Annotated in this window: 10 protein-coding genes; 3 read left to right on the top strand and 7 right to left on the bottom strand. The window is 69.8% G+C overall.

All coding sequences use genetic code 11. The features are described 5' to 3' along the window. Positions 1-31: 31 nt before the first annotated feature. The 4 genes from rlmB to QM619_RS14555 all read right to left on the bottom strand — a co-directional run bounded on the left by rlmB (position 32) and on the right by QM619_RS14555 (position 5,073). The gene (rlmB, locus tag QM619_RS14540) at positions 32-1,027 is read right to left on the bottom strand and encodes a 23S rRNA (guanosine(2251)-2'-O)-methyltransferase RlmB (protein WP_415110164.1); all 996 of its coding nucleotides are present in this window, start codon (positions 1,025-1,027) and stop codon (positions 32-34) included. Next, entirely contained in the window at positions 1,027-2,445 is a 1,419-nt protein-coding gene (cysS, locus tag QM619_RS14545) for a cysteine--tRNA ligase (RefSeq protein ID WP_415110167.1), read from the bottom strand. Before cysS ends, rlmB begins: the two co-directional genes overlap by 1 nt. Before the next feature lie 45 nt (positions 2,446-2,490). Further along, on the bottom strand, positions 2,491-3,864 hold the full coding sequence (locus tag QM619_RS14550) for a DUF4032 domain-containing protein (RefSeq protein WP_415110170.1): 1,374 nt from the start codon (positions 3,862-3,864) through the stop codon (positions 2,491-2,493). Between the two features lie 111 nt (positions 3,865-3,975). Further along, positions 3,976-5,073 carry an ABC transporter ATP-binding protein gene (locus tag QM619_RS14555; RefSeq protein ID WP_415110173.1) on the bottom strand — a complete coding sequence of 366 codons (1,098 nt, stop codon included), beginning with the start codon at positions 5,071-5,073 and terminating at the stop codon, positions 3,976-3,978. Positions 5,074-5,200: 127 nt separating this feature from the next. On the opposite strand from QM619_RS14555, the gene QM619_RS14560 reads away from it, so the two are divergent. Next, complete coding sequence (locus QM619_RS14560) at positions 5,201-5,989, top strand: DedA family protein (RefSeq protein WP_415110176.1); 789 nt, start codon at positions 5,201-5,203, stop codon at positions 5,987-5,989. Between the two features lie 127 nt (positions 5,990-6,116). On the opposite strand, the gene QM619_RS14565 is transcribed toward QM619_RS14560, so the two are convergent. Beyond that, positions 6,117-6,659, bottom strand: coding sequence for a 4-amino-4-deoxy-L-arabinose transferase (locus QM619_RS14565; RefSeq protein WP_415110179.1), 543 nt, complete (start codon positions 6,657-6,659; stop codon positions 6,117-6,119). A gap of 84 nt (positions 6,660-6,743) precedes the next feature. Between QM619_RS14565 and QM619_RS14570 the strand changes: the two genes are divergently transcribed. Further along, positions 6,744-8,183 carry a glycine hydroxymethyltransferase gene (locus QM619_RS14570; RefSeq protein WP_415110182.1) on the top strand — a complete coding sequence of 480 codons (1,440 nt, stop codon included), beginning with the start codon at positions 6,744-6,746 and terminating at the stop codon, positions 8,181-8,183. 416 nt (positions 8,184-8,599) lie between these two features. Here the strand turns inward: QM619_RS14570 and QM619_RS14575 are convergent, their stop codons facing one another. Continuing rightward, positions 8,600-10,291 carry a DUF2207 family protein gene (locus QM619_RS14575; protein ID WP_415110185.1) on the bottom strand — a complete coding sequence of 564 codons (1,692 nt, stop codon included), beginning with the start codon at positions 10,289-10,291 and terminating at the stop codon, positions 8,600-8,602. A gap of 148 nt (positions 10,292-10,439) precedes the next feature. Between QM619_RS14575 and QM619_RS14580 the strand changes: the two genes are divergently transcribed. Next, positions 10,440-11,708, top strand: a complete 1,269-nt coding sequence (locus QM619_RS14580; protein WP_415110188.1) for a neutral zinc metallopeptidase — start codon at positions 10,440-10,442, stop codon at positions 11,706-11,708. Between the two features lie 3 nt (positions 11,709-11,711). Here QM619_RS14580 and QM619_RS14585 read toward each other — a convergent pair whose 3' ends face one another. Further along, a complete protein-coding gene (locus tag QM619_RS14585; protein ID WP_415110191.1) occupies positions 11,712-12,419 on the bottom strand; it encodes a GNAT family N-acetyltransferase in 708 nt (235 codons plus the stop codon). Between the last annotated feature and the right edge of the window lie 3 nt (positions 12,420-12,422).

Here is a 12,422-nt window from a genome sequence, read left to right on the forward strand (position 1 = left end):
GCTGAGATCGGCGACCGCTCACCACGGAAAGTCAACCGCGGCAGCGGGTGACTTCGTAGAGCGCGATGCTGGCCGCCACGGACGCGTTCAGCGATTCCACCTCGGAGTTGATCGGGATGGAGACCAACACGTCGCAGTTCTCGCGCACCAGCCGGGCCAGCCCGTCGCCTTCGGAGCCGACCACCAGGAGCACCGGGCCGTCGACGCCGGGGATGCCGGCGACGTCCAGGTCGGCCTCGCCGGCGAGTCCGGCGACCACGAAGCCGGCGTCGGCGTACTGCCGCAGCGTCCGGTTCAGGTTGGTGGCGCGGGCCACCGGGACGCGGGCCGCAGCTCCGGCGGACGTCTTCCAGGCCGCGGCGGTGACTTGCGCAGAGCGCCGTTCGGGGATGATCACGCCGGCCGCGCCGAAGGCGGCCGCCGACCGGATGATGGCGCCGAGGTTGCGCGGGTCGGTGATCGAATCGCAGGCCACCACCAGGGCTGGCTCGGCAGCGTCCAGGGCCTCGGCGAGCAGGTCGTCCGGATGCAGGTATTCGTATGGCGGCAGCTGCAGCGCGACGCCCTGGTGCGCGGCACCGTGGGTGAGCCGGTCGAGTTCGGCACGGGTCGCCTGCAGCAGCGCGATGCCATGGTCGGCGGCGTAGCGCAGGATCTCCCGCAGCCGGTCATCACGCTCCACGCCGTCGGCGACGTAGGCGCGTCGCACCGGCAGCCCGGCCTGCAGCGCCTCCAGCACTGGGTTGCGGCCGATCACCCAGTCGTCGCCGGAGCGCTTCACCTCGGTGCGCGGGCGTCCGCCGGATCGGGCTTGACCGGCGTGCCCCTGGCCAGGCTGGGTTTTGCCCGGCTCGTTCGGGCCACGCCTGCGATAGGCCTTGTGGTACGGGCGATCCTCGGCCTTCGGGGTAGGACCTTTGCCTTCCAGGCCGCGCCGGACGCGGCCACCGGAGCCGGCGGTGTTGCCGCTGCCGACGCCCTTGCCGCGCTTGCGGACGGCACCCTTGCGGGACGAATTTCCGGGCATCAGTTCTCCAAGCTCCAGCGCGGGCCGGCGGGGGTGTCCTCCACCTTGAGGCCCAGGTTCTTCAGGGTGTCGCGGACCGCGTCGGCGGCGGGCCAGTCTTTCCGGGCCCGCGCCTGGGCGCGCTGCTCCAGCAGGGCACCGACCAGGCCGTCCACCACGGGTTTCAGGTCGTCGCCGGCGGAGGCGTCCGCCCATTCGGGAGCCGCCGGGTCGAGGCCGAAGACGCCGAGCATCAGCAGCACCGAGATGCGTGCCCGAATCGCAGTCTCGTGATCGCCGGCGTCCAACGCCACGTTGCCGTCCTTCACGGCCCGGAACAGCACCGCCATCGCGGTCGGGGTGGCCAGGTCGTCGTCCATCGCAGCGGAGAACTCGGCCGGAATCGCCTCCGCCGGCGAGTAGGCGACCCAGCCGGCATTCAAGCCTGCGGCCCGTTCCAGGAAGCTGTCGATCCGGGCCAGCTGAGCGGCCGCCTCCGCCAGCGATGCGTCGCTGAGCTCGATCGCCGAGCGGTAGTGCGGGCCGGCCAGCCAGAGCCGGACGGCCCGGCCGCCGTACTTCGCCACGGCCGCGGCGACATCGGCGGTATTGCCCAGCGACTTGGACATCTTCTCGCCGGCCATGGTGACCCAGGCGTTGTGCATCCAGTACCGGGCGAACCCGCGTCCGGCCGCCCGGGACTGGGCCAGCTCGTTCTCGTGGTGCGGGAAGCGCAGGTCGAGCCCGCCGCCGTGGATGTCGAAGGTCTCGCCCAGGTACTTGCCGGCCATAGCCGAGCACTCGATGTGCCAGCCGGGACGCCCCCGTCCCCACGGGCTGGGCCAGGACGCCGTCACCGGCTCCCCCGGCTTATAGCCCTTCCACAAGGCGAAATCACGCGGATCGCGCTTGCCGCGCGGATCGGCGTCCTCGGCCGGTGCCATATCGGCCACCCGCTGCCCGGTCAGCGCCCCGTACTCGGCCCAGGACCGCACGTCGAAGTAGACGTCGCCCGACTCGTCGGCCGCCGCATAGGCGTGACCGCGCTCGATCAGCGCCTCGATCAGTTCGATCATCTCGGGGATGTGCCCGGTGGCCCGCGGTTCGTAGGTCGGGGCCTGGACGCCGAGCGCCTCGAAAGCCACCCGGAACGCCGACTCGAACAGGTAGGCGTGCGCCCACCAGGGACGTCCCGCCTCGGCCGACTTCACCAGGATCTTGTCATCGATGTCGGTGACGTTCACCACCAGCCGCACCTGGTGACCGGTGAACTCCAGCCAGCGCCGCAGCACGTCGAAGTTGACCCTGCTGCGCATATGTCCCAGATGCGGGGCGGACTGCACGGTGGGCCCACACAGGTAGATCGACACCTGCCCTGGCTCCAGCGGCTGGAACTCGACGATCTCGCGGCGCGCGCTGTCGTACAGGTGCAAAGTCACCGGCCGATTCTATCGGGGTCTGCCGCCGGCCCAGTCTCGATCCGCTCAGTCCAGGGCGAGGCGCCGCCGGAGTTCGAAGATGTCGAGCAGACCGGTCGGCTCCGGATCCTCCTCAGCCGCGGCCTCCCACGGATCCTCCGGCATCTCGCCCTCGTCGTCGACGAACCCCTGCGAGGGGTCGTACGGATTCGCCAGCTGCCGCGTCCCCTCGGCCAGCGGACGGCTGTCCATGGCCTCATCGGGCAGGCCTTCGAGGACGTCGCGGATGTAGCCCCAGGCGGCGTCCAGCAGCGGGACGTCGCGATGCTCGCGCTGCGAGGCATACCAGCGGTAGTCGAGCACCTCGTGGAAGATCTGGGCGGCGTCACGCTTGCCGCGTAGGTGCGGCGGGACGGCCTGGGTGACCGGCTCGAACGACTGGGTCAGCCATTGGTGCGCCACCAGCGCCTCATCGACATGCTGCTGGTTGGTGCGGAACCGGAAGGTGTCCAGGTCGTTGAGCAGTCGCCGGGCCTGGTTCTCTTCGACGTCCAGACCGGTGAGCCGGAGCAGTCGCCGAGTGTGGTGACCGGCATCCACCACCTTGGGCTGAATAGTGACACGGGAGCCGTCCGGCGAGGTGATGATGTCGAGTTCGGCGACGTCGAAGCCGAGCGCGTTGAGCCGGCGCACCCGGCTCTCGATCCGGTCGAGCTCGGTGCCCGGGAACTCCTCCACCCCGGTCAGCTCAGCCCACAGCTCGCGATACCGGGCGGTGATCGTCTCGACCAGCTCGATCGGGTCGAGCGACTCGTCGAGCAGTTGGCCGGCCTCCAGATCGCTGAACTCGCCGAACAGGTTGACGGTGGCGATCTGCAGGTCGTGCTCGCGCTGGCCGTCGCTGAGGGTGTCGTGCAATTCGGCGGTCTCGGCGTCCACCAGGTAGGCGGCGAACTCACCGGCATCGCGCCGGAACAGGATGTTCGACAGCGAAACGTCGAGCCAGAGGAAGCCGATCAGGTGCAGCCTGGCCAGCAGCACAACCATGGCGTCGAGCAGCCGGCTCACCGTCTCGGGCCGGACGCCTTGTGAGAACAGCGACCGGTACGGCAGCGAGAAATCGAGGTGCCGGGTGATCAGCACCGGCATCAGCGGCTCGCCGGCGGCGTCGCGGCGTCCGGTGATCACGGCGAGCGGCTCGACCGACGGGGTGTTCTCGCGGGTGAGTTCCTGCAGCATCCGGTATTCGTGGACGGCGGCGGCCTCGATCACCTCTTTGGCCGCGTACACGTTGTTGCCGACCTTGATGAACCGGACGACATGGCGCGAGATGCCCCGTGGCAGGGCGACCAGATGGTCGGTCGGCCAATCGGCCAAAGGGGTGTCCCAGGGCAACGGGATCAGCCGCGAGTCTGGCTTCGCCGACAGGATGCGTGGCATGCCGGACATTCTGCCAGCCGGCACCCACAACCCGCCCGGATCGGTCGACCTGAGTGGACGCAACGATGCCCCGGACCTGCGTCCGGGGCATCGCGGCAGAGAGGTCGGGGACTAGTTGGAGAGCCGCTCGCCGGTCTTGTTGCTGAACACATGCAGGGTGTGGCCCTCACCGGCGATGAACCGGACGGTGGCGCCCCGCTGCGGAGGCGTCCGGCCGCTCAACCGGGCGACGATCTGCTGCGCGGTGAGCTTCTCGTCGTCCTTCAGACCGGCCAGGATGCCGTAGGTGAAGGCGTCGGCGCCCAACTCTTCGACCACGGCCACCTCGATGGCGATGCCGTGGTCGCCGAGGTCGAAGTCCTCGGGCCGGATGCCGATGGTGAGGGTGTCCTCGCCCTTCGCCTTGGCCAGGGTCTCGCGCGGCACCGGGACGGTGTAGTCACCGACCTGGACGCCGTTATCGTTGACCTTGCCACTGATCAGGTTCATCGCGGGCGAGCCGATGAAGCCCGCCACGAAGATGTTTGTCGGCTTGTCGTAGAGGGTCAGCGGGCTGTCGCACTGCTGCAGGATGCCGTCTTTCATCACGGCCACCCGGTCGCCCATCGTCATGGCCTCGACCTGGTCGTGGGTGACGTAGACGGTGGTGACGCCGAGCCGGGTCTGCAGCGCGGCGATCTGGGTGCGGGTGGAGACGCGCAGCTTGGCGTCCAGGTTGGACAGCGGCTCGTCCATCAGGAACACCTGCGGCGAACGGACGATCGCGCGACCCATCGCGACACGCTGCCGCTGGCCGCCGGAGAGCGCCTTCGGCTTGCGGTTGAGGAAGCTCTCCAGGCCCAGCAGGCGAGCTGCCTCCATCACGCGCGCGTCGCGCTCGGCCTTGGCGACGCCAGCCATCTTCAGGGCGAAGCCCATGTTGTCGCCGACGGTCATGTGCGGGTACAGCGCGTAGTTCTGGAACACCATCGCGATGTCGCGGTCTTTGGGCGGAAGATCGGTGACATTGCGATCGCCGATCCAGATGGCGCCCGAGTTCACCTCTTCCAGACCGGCGAGCATGCGCAGCGAGGTGGACTTGCCACAACCCGACGGGCCGACCAGAACCATGAACTCGCCGTCGCCGATCTCGAGGTTGAGCTTGTCAACCGAGGGATGATCGGCACCGGGGTAGACGCGCGTCGCGTCCCTGAAACTAACTGTGGCCATGCCAACAATCCTTTCCACGGGCAGGTACGTGCCCGACGATCCGTAGTGGAAGTAACACCGCGGCTGTGCGGCTCGCGCCATCGTCGCATGGAATTCAGCACTACTCAAACGTTTTGGAGAATTTCTCATGACGATGCACCCTCAGGTGGGCCGGGTATTCTCCCGGAGCGTGACCAACCCCAACCAGCCGCCGCCGAGCCCGGACCCGGACGGCGAGCAGCCGCGCGAGTGGTGGCAAGAGCCGGGGCTGCCCTGGAAGCACAAGCCGGCCCGCTCCGATATCGCTTGCCTGAGCTGGATGGGCGTGGCCTCGCTGTATGGGTTGATCCTGCTGCCGCTGCGTCCAGTGATGCTCGGCCTGGCGCCGCACGTGCTGGGCTCGCTGGGCTATCGGACGGGGCTGGTGATGACCGGCGCGCTGGGCTCGGTCGGCGACCCGTGGTGGCCGCTGGTGGCGGTGCTCGGCAGCCTGATGGCGATGAAATTCGACTGGATCTACTGGTGGGCCGGGAAGCTGTGGGGTCATGGCCTGATCGAGGTGTGGTCGGGCCGCTCCGAGCGCGCCAAGAAACGCAACCAGCGGGCGATCGCATTCACCCAGAAGTACGAGACCTGGGCGATCTTCGTCACCTATCTGCCGATCCCCATTCCGGCGGCGGTGGTCTACGCCGCCCTCGGCGCGGCTGGCACCGGGATCAAGAAGTTCCTCGGGGTGAGCTTCCTCGCCTCGCTGCTCAGCACGGCGCTGTACATGTACCTGGGCTGGTCGATCGGCGAGCCCGCGGTGGAGCTGATCAACAACTACGGCAACGTGCTCTGGTACATCTCGCTGGCCATGCTGGTCGGCATCGTCGCCGTCGCCTGGTGGCGGGGTCGGGCCGGCAAAAAGCCGGGCGTCCCCGGCCCAGCCGTCTGAGTCGCCGGACGACCCCGCGGTGATGCCCTTCTCCTCCAAAGGTCGCCGGCCCGCCTCACGGAGATCCCGGCATTCGCCGGGACGACAAGGGGCCGGGACGACAAGGGGGCCGGGATTCCGGGCAGTGCTAGGTGCGGAGGACCAGGTCGGCCCGCTCCCGGGTGCGGTCAGCGCCGAACAAAGCTCGCTCCTGCGCCGCCCAGCGCTCCCAGTTCGGCCGGTAGGCCTCGCCGTCCCGTTCGATGCCGCGGACCATCCGGACCCCCTCGTCGGCCTCCACCCAGACCCGGACGGCGACGAAGCCGGCGGCCGGGTGCGCCGTGCTGGCGCAGCCCTCCACGATCAGCTGCGGCCCCGACGGGACGGCGACCCACTCAGCCCAGCCTGAGGCGTCCCAGTCCCAGCGACGATAGCCGGCCGCTCGCCCGGCAGCCAGCGGACGCAGCACCTGGTCGGCGAGCAGTCCGGCGGCCTGCGCCAGTCCGTCCCAGCCGGGAATCAGGTCGTCGATGTGCACGGCCGGGCAGCGCAACCGGCGTCCGACCGCCTCGGCGAGCGTGGTCTTGCCGGCCCCGCTGGGGCCGTCGATGCCGATCACCACGGTCCCACCGCAGCGCGGAGCGGCGGCGCGGGCCAGCGCGGTGACGGTCTCGACGGCGTCCAGTTGCATTCCGGGGACTCTACCGGCGTCCGGCCACAGGCGAGCGAGGGCCTAGAGTGACCCTTTCAGCCCATGCCATGAAGGAGCCCCTCGGTGAGTGATCTCGGAGCCACCGCGTCCGACGTCTACCGCAACGTCCTGTCCGTCATCGAAACGGTGGAGCCGCGCATCGCGGACGCCACCCGCGCCGAACTGGCCGACCAGCGGGCTTCACTGAAGCTGATCGCCAGCGAGAACTACGCCTCGCTGCCGGTGCTGATGACGATGGGCAGCTGGTTCTCGGACAAGTACGCCGAGGGCACCGTCGGGCATCGCTTCTACGCGGGCTGCCGCAACGTCGACACCGTCGAGTCGGTGGCCGCCGAGCACGCCCGTGCGCTGTTCGGCGCCGAATACGCCTACGTGCAACCGCACTCGGGCATCGACGCCAACCTGGTCGCCTACTGGTCGATCCTGGCGCACCGGGTGGAATCGCCGGCGCTGCAGCGGCTGGGCGCGAGGAACGTCAACGAGCTTTCCGAGGACGACTGGGAGACGCTGCGGAAGTCCTTCGCCGAGCAGCGCGTGATGGGAATGAGCCTGGACGTCGGCGGCCACCTGACCCACGGTTTCCGGCCGAACATCTCGGGCAAGATGTTCCACCAGCGCTCCTACGGTACGCACCCGGACACCCAGCTGATCGACTACGACAAACTGCTCGCCGATGCCCGCGAATTCAAGCCGCTGATCCTGGTGGCCGGCTATTCCGCATATCCCCGGCGGGTGAATTTCGCGACGATGCGTGAGATCGCCGACGAGGTGGGCGCCACCCTTTTCGTCGACATGGCGCATTTCGCCGGACTGGTGGCCGGCAAGGTGTTCACCGGCGAAGAGAACCCGGTCCCCTACGCGCATGTGGTGGCCTCGACGACGCACAAGTCGTTGCGCGGCCCGCGCGGTGGCTTCGTGCTGGCCACCGAGGAGTACGCACCGAGCGTCGACCGGGGCTGCCCGATGGTGCTCGGCGGACCGCTGTCGCACATCATGGCGGCCAAGGCGATCGCGTTCGCCGAGGCCCGCACGGACGCCTTCCGCGACTACGCGCAGCAGGTCGCCGACAATGCCAAGGTGCTGGCTGAGGGGCTGCTGACGCGCGGCGCCACCCTGGTGACCGGCGGCACCGACAATCACCTGGTGCTGATCGACACCCGCTCGTTCGGCATCACCGGACGCCAGGCCGAGTCGGCCCTGCTGGACGCCGGCATCGTCACCAACCGCAACTCGGTGCCGAACGACCCGAACGGCGCCTGGTACACCACCGGCGTCCGGATCGGAACGCCTGCGTTGACCTCGCGCGGCTTCGGGGCCTCCGAGTTCGACCGGGTCGCCGAACTGATCGTGAACGTGCTGCGCAATACCACCGCCGTGGCAACCGCCGCCGGCAGGCCGGGCAAGGCCAAGTACACCCTGGCAGACGGGGTCGCCGAGGCGACCAAGGCGGCGTCCGCTGAACTGCTGGACGCCAACCCGCTCTACCCCGACCTGCAGCTGTAACAGACGATCCGAGTTATCCACAGATTGGCCGGCGGCGTTTGACGTGGGACCTCCCGAGTCCGTCGTTCGATGCCTGGACCGACACCTGCGTCACCATCGCCCTGCCCAGCGACGGCCGGTACCGCTCGCAACCGGGTCCGGTCACACCCGGCACCTCGGCCCACTGCCGCCGGCCCAGGTGACCCGTGATCCGAGCGGGTATCCGGTCACCACGGTGCTCGAACCGCGATCGACCCGGTGCGTGGGCTCGCGGCACCGGAGGCCCTGGTGCTGCTGGACGCTGCGGCCAGACACGCCTGCGGCTCGTTCGCCACATGAAGCCGACCACGTAGCGGCCAAGCCGGCGCTGCTGGCCCACCGAGCTGCCCGATCGCGCCATGGACTGGCCGCTTCCCGGATGACCTGACCACACCGGTTCAGCGGGCGAACAGCTTGCCCTGAATGGTGGTGACCAGGCGGCTCAGCGAGGCGGGCAGGTCGCAGAGATGCCAGTCGTCCGGGGCGTGGTACCAGTCCAGGTCTGTCGAGTCGGCATGCTCTTCATCGTCGGCGTCCACCAGCGCCTTCAGCCACCGTTCGTGGCCGCCGAGCACCACCGCGTAGGGCAGCACCTCGGACAGTTCGGCGAGTTCGCGTCCCTTCGGCATCTGGTCGGTGGGGTTGCCCAGCAGTTGTGCCCGCAGCAGGCCGAGTCCGTTCAGCAGCGCGACGCCCTCCGACGTCCGGGCCGGCATCTCCTGGCCGAGGAAGACCGCCAGCAGGGAGACCGCGATCAACGCCAGGCCGACCAGGCCGAAGGAGGTGAACGCGGCCAGCACGATGGTGGCCAGGATGGCCACCACGAATAGTCCGAAGCCGAGCCGGAACCAGGAGTTCCGGGTCTGGTCGGGACGCCGGGCGAACCAGCCCAGCGCCACCACGTCGTCGTAGAGCTGATCCTGCACGGTGTGGATCACCGCGCCGATCGCCGCCGGCAGCTCCGAGATCGCCACCGGCTGCCCGTCGGCCGGCGCCACCGCGTCGAGCAGGGTGCGCTCGTAGGGACGCAACTCGTCGCCGCCCGTCCGCCGGGTGAAGGTCCACTCGCCTTCGGCGTACTTCGACGACTTGGGCAGTTCCTCGATCCGCAGGTGCCCGCGGACCGCCAGGTCGAGCAGGGTCGCGGTCACGTCGACCGGGTCGACCCGCTCGTCGACCAGGGTGCCGACCTGGCCCGGACGGATGCCGTCCCGCACCCGGAACTCGGATTCGCCGTCGCCGACCGGACGGAACTCGGCGACCAGCTTCGGCTCGGCGGCCGCGGCGTCCCGGCCGATCCGGCGGTGCAAGGCCCAGAAGCCGAGCCCGCCGACGACCAGCAGGGCCAGCGCCAAGCCGAGCTGCAGCGGCGCGGTCGAGAACGCCCGATCGAGGCTCCACAGCTCGCGCACCTGCTCGTTCGGAGTCACCGCGCCGGCCGGGAACCGCATGATCACCTCGACGACCTCGCCGACTCCACGCGGACCGTCGTTGAAGGTGGGGTCGGGGTAGTCGTGGGTGCCTCCGCCCCAGAAGGTGCACACGCCGGGCGAGGACGGCGGCCCCGCCTCGCATTGCACCGACTGGATCATGCTCGGCACCTGAACGGACGCGGTGAACTCTTTCACCGGAAGGCTGAGCCCCTGCAGCAGCCGCCAGGCGACGGTGGTCTCGCCGGACGGCTCGGCAATCGCAGCGCCGTGCACCACATAGCTCAACACGACCGGTGCGGTGACGCCCTGGGTGGGCAGGGTGACCAAGGTGGAGCCAGCGGTGTCGGACGAGGTGGCGGCGATCGGCTGCCCGTCGACGGTGGCCTTGACGTCGCTCAGCCGGTAGACGTACTCGCGGTCGCCGAGCACCTGCCGGGTGGTGGCGAAGCGCTGCACCAGGCTGGTCGGTGCCGCGCCGTCGAAGGAGATCGTGGCCTGGACGTTCAGCGTCCCGTCCAGCGCGAGCGAGCCCTCCACCGCATAGCTGGCCACCGCGTCGGCGGCGTAGGCGCGGGGTGCGGCCGATCCGACCAGGACGGCGACGAGGACGAGGAAGCCGGCTAGCAGCCAGGCCGGTTTGATGGGCAATCTCGACACGTTCGGGTCCTTCGGAGTCGGGCGACACGGGAGCGCGGGTGTGCGTCCCGAAAGCTATCGCATCGACGATCATGCCAACCCTGGCCAGACCGAGGAACCCCAGTTCCCTGGGGGTGGCTGCCGCCACCCCGACGGTTACAGTGTTCGGGTGACGCAGCCCTTCCCTCCGCGCCAGCAGCCCTACCCGCAGCAGTGGGGGCAGCCGCAGGGCTGGCCCGCGCAGGCTTCCCAACCGGGCTGGAACCGTCCCCAGCCGGGTTTCGGGCAGCCCTCCTGGCCACAGCAGCCCGGCTACCAGCAGCCGGGCGTCTTCGCCCCGCCCGGTTATCAACAGCCCGGCGGACGCCAGCAATCCGGCTTCCTGCCCCCTGGTTTCCAGCAGCCGGGCGCGCAACAGCGCGGTTATCCCCCGCCCGGCGGATTCCAGCGCCCGACCGGCGTCCAGCCCGGCTACCCGCCGCAGCCGGGCGGCTTCCAGCCGGCCCCGCAACGCGGACGCAGCCCGCTCGGCAAGGTGGTGCTGCTGGTGGCGATGGCGTGCGGCCTGCTGCTGGCCGGCATCGTGGTGGCCAACCTGGTCACCGGCTCCGACGGCACCTCGCCGCGTCCGGCAGAGACCTACACCCCACCGCCACCGGACATGAACCCGCCCGAGCCGCCGGTGCCGACAACCTACGGCGAGGCCACCGAATGGCTGCAGAACAACGCCGTCTACCAGCAGTCGACGACCATTCCGACCGACTGCAACAACCTGAAGCCGATCGACGCGTTGAACGCCACCGAGGCCGAGCTCAACGCGCATCTGCAAGATCTCACCGCCTGCCTGCTGAAGGTGTGGCACGGTCCGGTCGAGGCGGCCGGCTTCGTGCTGCCACGCCCGCCGGCGACCGTCTACAGCCAGCCTATCCAGACCGCCTGCGGCAAGCTGGACAGCGTCAACGCCTCCTATTGCGGCGGCGATCAGCGGATCTACTACGCCAAACCGCTGCCGACGATCTTTCCCAAGGACCTGCAGAACACGAAGTTCCTAATGGAGATGATCATCGGCCACGAGTTCGGCCACACCATCCAGGCCCGCACCGGAATCTCGATCTCGGGCGCGGCCTGGGAGCAGAAGGTGGGGTCGAAGGCGGCGGCGAACGTGTTCTCGCGCCGGCTGGAGATGCAGGCCGACTGCTTCGCGGGGATGTGGACGCATGCTGTCGCGCAGTCCCAAGGCCTGACCGCCGCCGACCTGGACCGGTTGCGCACCATCACCTACAACCTGGGCGACGACGTGCTCAGCGGGAAGCCGAACGTGGACGGCGGCCATGGCCTGGGCATGACCCGAAAGCGCTGGTTCGACGTCGGCCTGAACGGCGGCCCGTCGCTCTCCCAGTGCAACACCTACACCTCGCCCGATTCCCAGGTGCGCTGACCCTCAGCGGCGTTCGGTTGGGTGGTGGTGCACCGCCCGACCCACGTCGCGGAAGCCCAGCCGGCGGTAGACGCCGCGTCCGACCGGAGTGGCCGCCAGGGTGGCCGGGACGCCGGGCGCGACCGCGACAGCCGCCTCGGTCAGCGCCGACCCGATGCCGCGCCGCCGGAAGGCGGGCAGCACCGCGACCGCACCGATGTTGTTGACCCGCGCGGTGGCAATCGACGCCGCCGTGCCGACGCCGGCGCCGTCCAGTTCGGCGAACAACAGGGTCACGCCGGGCAACCGCTGGCTGCCCGGCGGATGCAATTCGCCCGGACGCTGCGGCGGGTGGCCGTCGGCGGCCAGGAAGGACAGCTGTTCGAACCAGGCCACGTCGGCGTCCGTCACGGCCCGGTGGATCACCAGGCCGGGCACCGCGGCGGTCTCGGCCGAACGCCCCGGCTCGCGGATCATCCACCAGCCGGCCGGCTCCGCCTCGCGGCCGGGCAGCCGCAACCGGGCGAAGCTGTCGCAGACGATGCCAGGGACGTCGGCGGGCACCTCGGCGTCCGGTGCCAGGGTCACCGCGCCGAGCAGCATGGCATGCGGCACCGCGTAGCCGCGGGCCAGGACGTCGTCGTCGTCCCACCGGGCACCCAGTCCGGCGTAGGCGGCGGCATGCCAGGCGGCTTCGCCCTGGGCGCAGAGCGCGACCGGATCGGCAGTCATCGA

The organism is Micropruina sp., assembly GCF_047606665.1.
Taxonomy (GTDB): Bacteria; Actinomycetota; Actinomycetes; order Propionibacteriales; family Propionibacteriaceae; genus Micropruina.

What these genes read in the sequence shown, in the direction of transcription:
- QM619_RS14565 (WP_415110179.1), bottom strand. Translation starts at nt 6,659, where the DNA reads ATGCAACTGGACGCCGTCGAGACCGTCACCGCGCTGGCCCGCGCCGCC.
- QM619_RS14560 (WP_415110176.1), top strand. Translation starts at nt 5,201, where the DNA reads ATGACGATGCACCCTCAGGTGGGCCGGGTATTCTCCCGGAGCGTGACC.
- QM619_RS14550 (WP_415110170.1), bottom strand. Translation starts at nt 3,864, where the DNA reads ATGCCACGCATCCTGTCGGCGAAGCCAGACTCGCGGCTGATCCCGTTG.
- rlmB (WP_415110164.1), bottom strand. Translation starts at nt 1,027, where the DNA reads ATGCCCGGAAATTCGTCCCGCAAGGGTGCCGTCCGCAAGCGCGGCAAG.
- QM619_RS14555 (WP_415110173.1), bottom strand. Translation starts at nt 5,073, where the DNA reads ATGGCCACAGTTAGTTTCAGGGACGCGACGCGCGTCTACCCCGGTGCC.
- QM619_RS14585 (WP_415110191.1), bottom strand. Translation starts at nt 12,419, where the DNA reads ATGACTGCCGATCCGGTCGCGCTCTGCGCCCAGGGCGAAGCCGCCTGG.